The sequence below is a fragment of the Sphingorhabdus sp. genome, assembly GCF_044357595.1.
Classification (GTDB): Bacteria; Pseudomonadota; Alphaproteobacteria; order Sphingomonadales; family Sphingomonadaceae; genus Sphingorhabdus_B.
On sequence record NZ_JBIKPH010000079.1, the window covers coordinates 1 to 10,694 of the forward strand.

The 10,694-nt window shown below is 53.7% G+C and carries 14 protein-coding genes; all 14 read left to right on the forward strand.

Features of this window, described 5'->3' with window-relative positions; genetic code table 11:
• Window positions 1–120: 120 nt before the first annotated feature.
• The 14 genes from efp (at window position 121) to nuoI (ending at window position 10,668) form a co-directional block, all read left to right on the forward strand.
• Window positions 121–684, forward strand: coding sequence for an elongation factor P (efp, locus tag ACIQ2T_RS08755; RefSeq protein ID WP_300037005.1), 564 nt, complete (start codon window positions 121–123; stop codon window positions 682–684).
• Window positions 684–1,502 (forward strand): inositol monophosphatase family protein, encoded by an 819-nt coding sequence (locus ACIQ2T_RS08760; RefSeq protein ID WP_300037002.1) that lies wholly within the window; start codon window positions 684–686, stop codon window positions 1,500–1,502. Before efp ends, ACIQ2T_RS08760 begins: the two co-directional genes overlap by 1 nt.
• Window positions 1,503–1,603: 101 nt before the next feature.
• Entirely contained in the window at window positions 1,604–1,978 is a 375-nt protein-coding gene (ndhC, locus tag ACIQ2T_RS08765; RefSeq protein WP_300037000.1) for an NADH-quinone oxidoreductase subunit A, read from the forward strand.
• Window positions 1,948–2,505 (forward strand): NuoB/complex I 20 kDa subunit family protein, encoded by a 558-nt coding sequence (locus ACIQ2T_RS08770; RefSeq protein ID WP_397590480.1) that lies wholly within the window; start codon window positions 1,948–1,950, stop codon window positions 2,503–2,505. The genes ndhC and ACIQ2T_RS08770 overlap by 31 nt, the downstream gene beginning before the upstream one ends.
• Window positions 2,502–3,251, forward strand: a complete 750-nt coding sequence (locus tag ACIQ2T_RS08775) for an NADH-quinone oxidoreductase subunit C (RefSeq protein ID WP_397590481.1) — start codon at window positions 2,502–2,504, stop codon at window positions 3,249–3,251. The genes ACIQ2T_RS08770 and ACIQ2T_RS08775 overlap by 4 nt, the downstream gene beginning before the upstream one ends.
• Before the next feature lie 2 nt (window positions 3,252–3,253).
• Complete coding sequence (locus tag ACIQ2T_RS08780) at window positions 3,254–4,459, forward strand: NADH-quinone oxidoreductase subunit D (RefSeq protein WP_397590488.1); 1,206 nt, start codon at window positions 3,254–3,256, stop codon at window positions 4,457–4,459.
• Entirely contained in the window at window positions 4,459–4,638 is a 180-nt protein-coding gene (locus ACIQ2T_RS08785) for a hypothetical protein (RefSeq protein ID WP_300036988.1), read from the forward strand. Before ACIQ2T_RS08780 ends, ACIQ2T_RS08785 begins: the two co-directional genes overlap by 1 nt.
• Before the next feature lie 63 nt (window positions 4,639–4,701).
• Window positions 4,702–5,037 carry a nuclear transport factor 2 family protein gene (locus ACIQ2T_RS08790; protein ID WP_397590482.1) on the forward strand — a complete coding sequence of 112 codons (336 nt, stop codon included), beginning with the start codon at window positions 4,702–4,704 and terminating at the stop codon, window positions 5,035–5,037.
• Window positions 5,037–5,705: a complex I 24 kDa subunit family protein gene (locus ACIQ2T_RS08795; RefSeq protein WP_397590483.1), complete on the forward strand. Its 669-nt coding sequence runs from the start codon at window positions 5,037–5,039 to the stop codon at window positions 5,703–5,705. The genes ACIQ2T_RS08790 and ACIQ2T_RS08795 overlap by 1 nt, the downstream gene beginning before the upstream one ends.
• A complete protein-coding gene (locus ACIQ2T_RS08800; protein ID WP_397590484.1) occupies window positions 5,705–5,842 on the forward strand; it encodes a hypothetical protein in 138 nt (45 codons plus the stop codon). The genes ACIQ2T_RS08795 and ACIQ2T_RS08800 overlap by 1 nt, the downstream gene beginning before the upstream one ends.
• Window positions 5,842–7,137: an NADH-quinone oxidoreductase subunit NuoF gene (gene nuoF / locus ACIQ2T_RS08805; RefSeq protein ID WP_397590485.1), complete on the forward strand. Its 1,296-nt coding sequence runs from the start codon at window positions 5,842–5,844 to the stop codon at window positions 7,135–7,137. Before ACIQ2T_RS08800 ends, nuoF begins: the two co-directional genes overlap by 1 nt.
• A 2-nt stretch (window positions 7,138–7,139) precedes the next feature.
• Complete coding sequence (nuoG, locus tag ACIQ2T_RS08810; RefSeq protein WP_397590486.1) at window positions 7,140–9,140, forward strand: NADH-quinone oxidoreductase subunit NuoG; 2,001 nt, start codon at window positions 7,140–7,142, stop codon at window positions 9,138–9,140.
• Entirely contained in the window at window positions 9,137–10,183 is a 1,047-nt protein-coding gene (nuoH, locus tag ACIQ2T_RS08815; protein WP_397590487.1) for an NADH-quinone oxidoreductase subunit NuoH, read from the forward strand. The genes nuoG and nuoH overlap by 4 nt, the downstream gene beginning before the upstream one ends.
• On the forward strand, window positions 10,180–10,668 hold the full coding sequence (gene nuoI / locus ACIQ2T_RS08820) for an NADH-quinone oxidoreductase subunit NuoI (RefSeq protein WP_306062615.1): 489 nt from the start codon (window positions 10,180–10,182) through the stop codon (window positions 10,666–10,668). The genes nuoH and nuoI overlap by 4 nt, the downstream gene beginning before the upstream one ends.
• Window positions 10,669–10,694 lie beyond the last annotated feature (26 nt).

The following is a 10,694-nucleotide window of genomic DNA, read 5'->3' on the forward strand; positions in this document are numbered from 1 at the left end:
GCAGAAGCCGTAAAGGCGTTCAACGCACTGCTTGCCTAATCGCGCTGTCATCGCTAAAGGCCGCGTCCAACGGCACGTTTTTGCGTGCCTGCTCTTTCCATCTGTCAAGCGAGTGCACTCATGAAAATCAACGCGGTTGAAATCAAGCCGGGTAACATTCTGGAATATGAAGGCGGCCTATGGCGCGTCGTAAAGACCGCGCATACCCAACCGGGTAAGGGCGGCGCATATATGCAGGTAGAACTCAAAAATCTCCGTGATGGTCGCAAAAACAATATCCGTTTTCGTTCGGCGGAAAGCGTTGAAAAAGTGCGCCTTGACCAGAAAGATTTCCAGTTTCTTTATGCCGAAGGTGACAATTTGGTGTTCATGGACAAGGAAACCTACGATCAGGTAACGTTGCCAAGCGACCTTTTGGGCGATGCTGCGGCGTTCCTGCAGGATGGCATGGACGTTGTTATGGAAATGTATGACGATGAAGCGCTTTCCGTGGCTTTACCTGACCATATCGAAGCAACGGTCGTTGAAGCAGATGCCGTGGTTAAAGGCCAAACAGCATCCTCCAGTTACAAGCCTGCAATTCTCGATAATGGCGTGCGCGTGATGGTGCCGCCGTTCATTAGCTCGGGCACGCGGATCGTGGTGGATGTGTATGAACGGGAATATGTCCGGAAGGCTGATTAATGCCTGCATTAACCGGTCTTTTGACCATCATGGAAAAAGCCGCCCGTAAAGCGGGTGGAAAGCTTCGCCGCGATTTTGGCGAAATCGAACATTTGCAGGTGTCGCAAAAGGGACCTGCCGATTTTGTTTCCAAGGCCGATGAACGCGCCGAAGATACGATTTTTCGGGAACTCGAAATCGCACGTCCCGATTGGGGCTTTTTGATGGAAGAAGGCGGCGAGATTGCTGGCGCCGAGGGCAAGCCTCGCTTTATCGTCGACCCGCTCGACGGCACGAGCAACTTTCTTCACGGCATCCCGCATTTCGCGATTTCGATTGCTGTGCAAGATCCAAAGCCCGACGGTTCTGGCTGGGGTGATATTTTTGCAGGCCTCGTGTACAATCCGATTACGGATGAAAGCTTTTGGGCGGAACGGGGTAAGGGTGCTTGGTTAGGCAATCGTCGTTTGCGAGTTTCGGCACGCCGGCAATTAAATGAAGCGTTAATTGCGACGGGAACCCCATATAAGGGGCATGGCGATTTTGACGAATGGGCCAAGATTTTTGGCGCGATTGGTCCTTCGGTCGCGGGTATCCGGCGCTTTGGTGCTGCCAGCCTTGATCTGGCTTGGCTCGCCGCTGGTCGCTATGATGGCTTTTGGGAAAGTGGCTTGTCACCTTGGGATACGGCTGCAGGATGCTTGTTGGTGCGCGAAGCTGGCGGCTTTGTAACTGACTATCGCGGGCGCAGCCCGCACATAGCAGATGTTCAGGTTTTGGCGGCAAATGACATCCTACATAGCAAGCTACACAAGCTGTTGGTCGGCGCCATAAAATAAACCATGAAAATGTTAGAAAAAATGCCGATTCTTGGCCTTGCAGGTCAGGTTTCTTCTGCCTAAAAGCGCCGCATCTTACGGGGTTCGGAAGCGAGTCTGATATGACTGATTTGTCGCAATATTTGCCTATACTGCTTTTCCTCGTGGTGGCGCTCGGTTTGTCGTCGGCATTTGTGTTTTTGCCTATGGGTGTGTCTCGGTTGACGGGCACACATAAGCCGACTGAAGCGAAGCTGACGGAATATGAGTGTGGATTTCCGGCGTTCGAAGATTCGCGGAGCCAGTTTGATGTCCGCTTCTATCTCGTAGCCATCCTGTTCATCATTTTTGACCTTGAAGCCGCCTTTTTGTTTCCCTGGGCAGTTAGCCTGGGTGAAACAGGTTGGATTGGTTGGGGCACAATGATGCTGTTCCTGTTCGAACTGGTCATTGGATTTATTTATGCATGGAAAGTGGGAGCACTCGAATGGGAGTAGTCACACCAGCACTTTCGGATGTGCAAACGCCCGATGCAGACTTCTTCAAGGATATTGAAAGCGAAGTGAACGACAAGGGTTTTGTCGTTTCCTCCGCGGAAGATCTGTTTAATTGGGCACGCACTGGTTCCTTGTGGCCAATGACCTTTGGCCTTGCATGCTGCGCCGTAGAGATGATCCACGGATATATGCCGCGTTATGACTTTGAACGCTTTGGCATAGCGCCACGCGCGTCACCACGTCAGTCCGACGTGATGATTGTGGCTGGGACGCTGTGCAACAAAATGGCACCTGCCTTGCGCAAGGTTTACGACCAAATGTCTGAGCCGAAATATGTCATTTCCATGGGCAGCTGCGCCAATGGTGGTGGTTATTATCATTATAGCTACAGTGTTGTGCGCGGTTGCGACCGTGTTGTGCCCGTCGACATCTACGTGCCAGGATGCCCTCCGACCGCAGAAGCATTGTTGTACGGTATCATGCAGCTGCAGCGCAAAATCCGCCGGACAGGAACCATTGAACGGTGACCCATTCCGCACCTTTGATTACCACGCCTGATGGCACGGTAGATTCTATCTCAAAAGCACTAGGTAAATATCTGGTTTCTATTGAAGAAGCCAATAATGAAATTGCTGTGCATATTCATCGCGATGCGCTGGTGGAGTGCATGATTAAGCTGCGTGACGAATGCGCATATCAGCAGTTGATGGAAATCGCTGGCGTTGATTGGCCTGATCGCGATCCCCGGTTTGAGGTTGTATATTGCCTGTTGAGCCTGACTAAAAACCACCGCATCCGCGTTCATCTTGTGACGAATGAAGATCAGCCAGTTCCGTCGGTTACGGGCATCTGGCCTGTTGCCGGATGGTTGGAGCGCGAAGTGTTCGACATGTATGGTGTGCTATTCTCGGGCAATAGGGATTTGCGCCGAATTTTGACAGATTATGGCTTTGCAGGGCACCCGCAACGCAAGGACTTCCCATTATCTGGCTATGTCGAACTGCGCTATTCCGAAGAAGAAAAACGCGTGAAATATGAGCCAGTCCAACTGGCGCAGGATTTCCGGAATTTTGATTTTCTCTCGCCATGGGAAGGCGCGGATTATATCCTGCCGGGCGACGAGAAAACCGGCGAGGGTGCTGGCAACGCTGCGCCACCGCCTACACCCAAAACGACGGATACAGCGACACAGACTGGCGCTGGTAAAGCTGCGAACAAGGAAGCCGTTAAACGCAGTGTTCGGAAGCCCAAGGCGACGGGAGACAAGGCATGAGTATGCAGCAAGATCTCGCGCCGACCACTGGCGATGACGTCATCCAGAACTACACGATTAACTTCGGGCCACAGCACCCCGCAGCGCACGGCGTTTTGCGTTTGGTGATGGAGTTAGACGGTGAAATTGTCGAACGGCTTGACCCGCACATCGGCCTTTTGCATCGCGGCACGGAAAAGCTGATCGAGTATAAGACCTATTTGCAGGCTTTGCCCTATTTTGACCGTTTGGATTACGCGTCGCCAATGGCTATGGAGCATAGCTATGTGCTTGCTGTGGAGAAGCTGCTGGACTTGGAAGTGCCGATCCGCGCGCAATATCTGCGGGTGTTGTTCGCCGAGCTGACACGGATAAAGAACCATACGCTCAATATTGCGCACCATATCATTGACGTTGGTGCGATGACACCGCCCTTGTGGCTGTATGAAATTCGCGAAGACATCATGGGCTTTTATGAACGGGCGAGCGGCGCTCGTATGCATGCGGCTTGGTTCCGTCCGGGCGGCGTGCATCAGGATGTTCCGTTGAAGCTGCTGACCGACATCGCTGAATGGCTGGATGATCGCATGCCGCGACTGTTTGAAGACGCTATGTCGCTTGTTGTCGACAACCGTATTTTTAAGCAGCGCAACGTCGATATCGCGATTGTTTCGAAGGAAGACGCCATAAAATGGGGCTTTTCCGGCCCGATGATCCGTGGTGCGGGCATCCCGTGGGATATCCGCAAAAGCCAGCCTTATGACGTCTATGACCGGATGGAATTCGATATTCCAGTCGGCACGCGCGGCGATTGTTACGACCGGTTCATGGTGCGCGTTGAAGAAGTCCGCCAATCGGTCCGCATTATGAAACAATGCTTGCAACAAATGCCAGAAGGTCCGGTTTGCAGCGATGATCGTAAGGTCGTTCCGCCCAAGCGGGCCGAGATGAAACAGTCGATGGAAGCGTTGATCCATCACTTCAAACTCTACACCGAGGGCTTCAAAGTACCAGCAGGCAGCGTCTATGTCGCCACCGAAAGCCCCAAGGGCGAATTCGGTGTCTATTTGGTCGCCGATGGCAGCAATAAACCCTATCGCTGCAAAATTCGGCCCACGGCATTTTCGCATCTCCAAGCGATGGATTTCATGACCCGCGGGCACATGCTCGCGGATACGACCGCCATATTGGGCGCGCTCGATATCGTGTTCGGTGAGTGTGATCGCTGATGACACGCGAGCTTATGTTTCTGGTATCCGCTGCCATGGGGTCGGTCGCGTTGGTTGCCGCCTATCTGTATCTTTTTCATGCTGAGATTTCGGCAAAGGAAGTTGGGTCGACCGCGGCCGCGATGATCTTTGGGGCATATATTGGACGGATTTGGGGACGGAAAGAAGCACATGGCTGACCCATTTTTTCGCGAATTTCCCAACGTTTCCGCTGCTGCATTGTCACAGGGAAGGTCCGTCCAATGAGCGCCCACCTCGCAACCGTGCAGCAGATGATTGCTTACTATAATGCACAAGATGCAGACGCATATGTGTCGTTAATGACGGATGATGCTGCCGAGGCGGTGTATCGCGGGGCCGTTGTTCGCGACGGGAAAGAGGGTGTTCGTTCGGGATTGAAGGCAATGTTTGCTGAATTCCCGGAGAATAGGGCAGAGATTGTGGCGAGCTATGCTTTAGGCGATTACGCTGTGTTGTACGAAAAAGTGTATCGTTCGGAATCGTCCGAACCCTTTGATGTCATGTCGATTTACAGTTTTGATGGCGACAAAGTGTCGCGCGTGGAGTTTGTCCGCTAATGGCTGGTGCAGTGCATATCCCTGATGAAGCTGCAACCCGCGCCAAGTGGGGCGGTTTTGCCTTTTCGCCAGCGTATAAGGCGAAGGCAGATATCTTCATCGGCCGTTATCCCGCGGGGCGTCAGCAATCTGCAGTGATGGCGCTGCTTGATCTGGCGCAACGTCAGGTGGGCGAAGAAACGCAGACCCAGGGCTGGTTGCCAGTGCCGGTAATCGAATATGTCGCAAGCTATCTAGGCATGCCGTATATGCGGACCTATGAGGTTGCGACCTTTTACACGATGTACAATCTCGCCCCAGTGGGCCGTTTTCATGTGCAAATATGTGGCACGACGCCATGCATGCTGCGCGGGTCGGATGACATAATCGCGGCTTGCAAGAACCGCGGACTGGTCAAGGGTGGAACAACGCCCGACGGGCTGTTCACGCTGAACGAAGTTGAATGCATGGGTAACTGTGCATCAGCGCCGATGGTTCAGATCAACGACGATAATTACGAAGATCTCGATTATGACAGCATGACTGCTATCCTGAGCGATCTCGCAGAGGGCAAGCAGCCGAAGGTTGGCACGCAGTTGCCTGGTCGCCACACGGTTGAGCCTTATGGTGGCGCAACCACCTTGCAGGCGATGGTTGACAAGAACCATGATTATCGGGGCGAGTATTGATGGAATATCTCCCACTCATCGGCGTTCTCGTCGCTGCGTTCGTCGCGTGGAGATTGCTTAAGGGCATCATAAAGCTTGCCGTCATCGGGTTGCTCATCGCGGGCGCCGTATGGTTTCTTCTTGGAGGTTTGGGCTGATGCTCGCTGACAAAGACCGCATTTTTACCAATCTATATGGCTATCAGGATTTCGTCCTGAAAGCGGCGCAGAAACGTGGCGATTGGGACAAAACCTCTGCCTTGATGAAGATTGGGCAGGACGCGATTATTGAGGAAGTGAAAGCCTCTGGCCTGCGCGGTCGCGGCGGTGCTGGCTTCCCCACGGGTATGAAGTGGAGCTTCATGCCAAAAGCGCCAACGCCAGAGCGTCCAAATTTCCTTGTCATCAACGCCGATGAGTCCGAGCCCGGCAGCTGCAAGGACCGCGAAATCATCCGGCATGATCCGCATAAGCTAATCGAGGGCGCGCTGATCGCTGGCTTCGCCATGCGCGCGCGTGCTGCCTATATCTACATTCGCGGTGAATATATTTTTGAAGCAAAGGTTCTGGAACAGGCTGTTGCTGAGGCATATTCAGCGGGCTTACTCGGCAAGAACGCCGCCAAGTCCGGTTATGACTTCGACGTCTTTGTCCATCGCGGCGCTGGTGCATATATCTGCGGCGAAGAGACCGCGATGATCGAGAGCCTTGAAGGCAAAAAGGGTCAGCCCCGTTTGAAACCGCCGTTTCCGGCAGGTGCAGGGCTTTACGGTTGCCCCACCACGGTCAACAATGTCGAAAGTATCGCGGTGGTGCCAACGATCCTGCGGCGCGGTGCGGCTTGGTTCAAAAGTTTTGGTCGTGAGAACAACCATGGCACGAAACTGTTCCAAATCTCTGGCCATGTTGAAAAGCCATGCGTCGTCGAAGAAGAAATGGGCATTTCTTTCCGCGAGCTGATTGAGAAGCATTGTGGAGGCATCAGAGGCGGTTGGGATAATCTCTTGGCTGTCATCCCAGGCGGGTCGTCAGTGCCATTGGTACCTGCTGCGATGATGATGGACGTGCCAATGGACTTTGACGGCTGCAAGGCTGTCGGTTCCGGGCTAGGCACCGCGGCGGTCATCGTGATGGACAAGTCCACCGATATTGTGCGAGCAATTTCTAGGCTGTCCTATTTCTACAAGCATGAAAGCTGCGGCCAATGTACGCCCTGCCGTGAAGGCACAGGCTGGATGTGGCGCGTGATGGAAAAGATGCGCACCGGCAATGCTGAAATAGGTGATATCGATACTTTGTACGACGTCACCAAACAGGTTGAAGGCCACACCATCTGCGCGCTTGGCGACGCGGCGGCTTGGCCAATTCAGGGGCTGATCAAGCATTTCCGCCCCGAGATGGAGCGGCGCATTCATGAAGCCAAAGGCGACAATATGCTGGAGGCGGCGGAGTAAAAATGCCTAAAGTCACCGTAGACGGTTTAGAAATCGAAGTCCCTGCAGGCGCGACAGTGCTTCAGGCATGCGAAATGGCGGGGAAAGAAATACCGCGCTTTTGCTATCATGAACGGCTGTCCATCGCGGGTAACTGCCGGATGTGCCTGGTCGAGATTGCCCCCGGGCCACCTAAACCACAGGCATCGTGCGCGTTGCCCGCCACCGAAGGCCAAATTATCCGCACCGATACGCCAATGGTCAAAAAGGCGCGTGAAGGGGTGATGGAGTTTCTGCTCATCAACCACCCGCTCGATTGCCCTATTTGCGACCAAGGTGGGGAATGCGATTTGCAGGACCAAAGCGTTGCTTATGGTCGCGGTGCCTCGCGCTTTGAGGAAAATAAGCGCGCAGTTACTGAAAAATATATGGGTCCGTTGGTTAAAACAGCGATGACGCGCTGCATCCAGTGCACACGCTGCGTCCGTTTTGCAGAAGAAGTCGCGGGCATTGAAGAAGTCGGCGCGATTGGTCGCGGCGAAAATATGCAGATTACGACCTATCTTGAGCACGCCATGCAAAGCGAGCTTTCGGGTAATGTGGTTGATCTGTGCCCTGTGGGAGCCTTGACGTCGAAGCCTTATGCTTTTGAAGCGCGTCCTTGGGAACTTAAGAAGACGCCCAGCATCGATGTGATGGATGCTGTCGGCACCAACATTCGCCTTGATAGCCGGGGCAGGGCCGTGCTGCGCGCGTTGCCGCGCATCAATGACGATGTGAACGAAGAATGGGCATCGGACAAAACCCGTCATGCGGTTGACGGCCTTACGCATCGCCGCTTGGACAAGCCATATATCCGCAAGGACGGTAAACTTGTCGCGGCAAGCTGGGTTGAGGCATTTGATGCGATCAAAGCCCATTGGGCCGGCGAAGCTGCTGTATTGGCTGGTGATCAGGTTGATTGCGAGACTATGTTCGCAGCGCGCGCATTGGCGGGCGCGTCGATGCTTGAAGGGCGTCAAACTGGCCTAGCCTATGACACATCCTCGCTTTCGGCGGTGAACTTCAACACGACAATCGCGGGCATTGAAAATGCTGACGTCATCCTGTTAGTTGGAAGCGACTTGCGGCGTGAAGCACCATTGGTGAACACGCGTATTCAAAAGGCAATCCGAAAGCGCGGTGCAAAGGTCTTTGCGATCGGGCCAGTGACGGACCTGACTTATAAGGTTGAGTGGCTGGGCGATGACCTGAGCGCGCTTACAAAGGTGCCCAAGGTCCTTACCGATGCGTTGAAGAATGCGGAGCGTCCTGCAATCATCGTAGGCGGCGGTGCGTTGCGCTACGCAGGCGTGCATGGGGCGGCGTTGGCGTTTGCCAAAAAGTTCAAACTGGTGCGTGATGGCTGGAACGGATTTAACGTCCTGCATTTTGCAGCGGCGCGCATGGGCGGGCTGATGTTGGGCTATGCGCATGACGGCGGCATCAAGAAGCTGGCGGCAGCATCGCCCACGCTGGCATTCTTCCTCGGCGCGGATGAGGTCGATTACAGCCTGTTTAGTAATACGTTTAAGGTCTATGTCGGCCATCATGGTGACAATGGCGCGCATCATGCTGACGTCATTTTGCCAGGTGCTGCCTATTCCGAGAAATCTGGTACTTATGTGAATCTAGAAGGCAGAGTGCAGCGCGGAGAGCGTGCCGTATTCCCGCCTGGCGATGCACGTGAAGATTGGGCGATATTCCGGGCACTGTCCGTCGCATTGGGCAAGCGCTTGCCGTTCGACAGTGTCGACGCGTTGCGCGCCGAAATGGCAAAGGCGGTGCCGGCGCTTGGTGTTGAGGGTCTCGCCAATTATGGTTGGAACGAACCGTCGCTTTCGGCGGAAGTTAATGGCAAAATTGCCGATTATCCAATCAAGGATTTTTATCTGACGAACGCCATCTGCCGCGCGTCTGAAACGATGCGGAAATGCTCTTCGGAGCTGGTGCACGGAACGCAGGTTTTGGAGGCGGCGGAATGACCTCCTTCTTCCAAAATTTGGGCATGGGTTATGACGCCGCCTGGTTTACGGCGACCATCGCGGGGATCCTCCTGATTGCTCTGCCGTTGATGTTAGCCGTGGCGATGATCATTTATGCGGAACGTAAATTATGGGCCGCATTTGCCCTTCGCAGAGGTCCAAACGTGGTTGGGCCCTTTGGTGTCCTGCAATCTTTTGCAGATGGCCTTAAGGTTTTCCTGCAGGAAACGATTATTCCAAGCGCGTCAAACCGCGGCCTGTTCCTGATCGCGCCCATCATCACCTTCACCGTGGCTTTGATGGCATGGGCAGTCATTCCGTTTGCCTATGGCGTCGTGTTGGCGAATATCAATGTAGGCTTGCTCTACATCCTAGCGATCAGCAGCTTGGGCGTTTATGGCGTCGTGATTGCGGGCTGGGCTTCCAACTCCAAATATCCATTTTATTCGGCGATGCGCGCCGCCGCGCAAATGATATCCTATGAAGTCTCTATTGGGTTCATACTGATTTGCATTGTTTTGTGGGCTGGCACATTCAACATAGGCGGCATTGTAGAAGGCCAGCGTGGGCATGTCTTTGGCTTCATCAACGCCTATGCCTTCAACCCGTTGCTATTCCCAATCGCGGTGATGTTCCTCATCAGCTCAATGGCGGAAACCGCACGTGCGCCGTTCGATTTGACCGAAGCGGAAAGCGAATTGGTTGCCGGTTATCAGACCGAATATTCCTCCATGGCCTTCGCTTTGTTCTGGCTTGGTGAATATGCAAACGTCCTTTTGATGTGCGCGCTCAATGCGATACTTTTCTGGGGCGGATATTTGCCACCGGTTGATTGGGCGCCTCTTTATCTTGTTCCCGGTATTATCTGGTTCTTTGCCAAAATCCTGTTGATGTTCTTCATCTTCGCATGGGTGAAGGCGACCGTGCCGCGTTACCGCTATGACCAATTGATGCGTCTTGGTTGGAAAGTTTTTCTACCAATCTCGCTGTTCTGGGTCTTTTTGGTGAGCGGCTATCTTATGTTCACAGGACATTTCGCATGACCAGTATCGCCCATCTCATCAAAACCTTCACCTTGTGGGAATTCGTCAAGGCGCATTGGCTAACCTTGCAATATTTCTTTAAGCCAAAGGCGACGATCAATTATCCGTTTGAAAAGAACCCATTGAGCCCGCGTTTTCGCGGTGAACATGCCTTGCGTCGTTACCCCAATGGCGAAGAACGGTGTATTGCGTGCAAGCTGTGCGAGGCTGTGTGTCCGGCACTTGCCATTACCATTGAGTCCGAACCACGCGACGACGGCAGCCGCCGCACGACGCGCTACGACATAGACATGACCAAATGCATTTACTGCGGTTTTTGCCAAGAGGCATGTCCCGTAGACGCTATCGTTGAAGGGCCAAATTTCGAATTCGCAACAGAAACGCGAGAAGAATTGCTGTATGATAAAGCCAAGCTCCTCGACAATGGCGCAAAGTGGGAGCGGGCAATCGCCGCGAACCTTGCTGCCGATGCACCCTATCGTTAAGGGCGGCGCATCGTGATCCAGCTCAT

Coding starts and splice junctions, on each gene's coding strand:
- efp (WP_300037005.1), top strand. CDS start 121: ATGAAAATCAACGCGGTTGAAATCAAGCCGGGTAACATTCTGGAATAT.
- ACIQ2T_RS08760 (WP_300037002.1), top strand. CDS start 684: ATGCCTGCATTAACCGGTCTTTTGACCATCATGGAAAAAGCCGCCCGT.
- ndhC (WP_300037000.1), top strand. CDS start 1,604: ATGACTGATTTGTCGCAATATTTGCCTATACTGCTTTTCCTCGTGGTG.
- ACIQ2T_RS08770 (WP_397590480.1), top strand. CDS start 1,948: ATGGAAAGTGGGAGCACTCGAATGGGAGTAGTCACACCAGCACTTTCG.
- ACIQ2T_RS08780 (WP_397590488.1), top strand. CDS start 3,254: ATGCAGCAAGATCTCGCGCCGACCACTGGCGATGACGTCATCCAGAAC.
- ACIQ2T_RS08785 (WP_300036988.1), top strand. CDS start 4,459: ATGACACGCGAGCTTATGTTTCTGGTATCCGCTGCCATGGGGTCGGTC.
- ACIQ2T_RS08790 (WP_397590482.1), top strand. CDS start 4,702: ATGAGCGCCCACCTCGCAACCGTGCAGCAGATGATTGCTTACTATAAT.
- ACIQ2T_RS08795 (WP_397590483.1), top strand. CDS start 5,037: ATGGCTGGTGCAGTGCATATCCCTGATGAAGCTGCAACCCGCGCCAAG.
- ACIQ2T_RS08800 (WP_397590484.1), top strand. CDS start 5,705: ATGGAATATCTCCCACTCATCGGCGTTCTCGTCGCTGCGTTCGTCGCG.
- nuoF (WP_397590485.1), top strand. CDS start 5,842: ATGCTCGCTGACAAAGACCGCATTTTTACCAATCTATATGGCTATCAG.
- nuoG (WP_397590486.1), top strand. CDS start 7,140: ATGCCTAAAGTCACCGTAGACGGTTTAGAAATCGAAGTCCCTGCAGGC.
- nuoH (WP_397590487.1), top strand. CDS start 9,137: ATGACCTCCTTCTTCCAAAATTTGGGCATGGGTTATGACGCCGCCTGG.
- nuoI (WP_306062615.1), top strand. CDS start 10,180: ATGACCAGTATCGCCCATCTCATCAAAACCTTCACCTTGTGGGAATTC.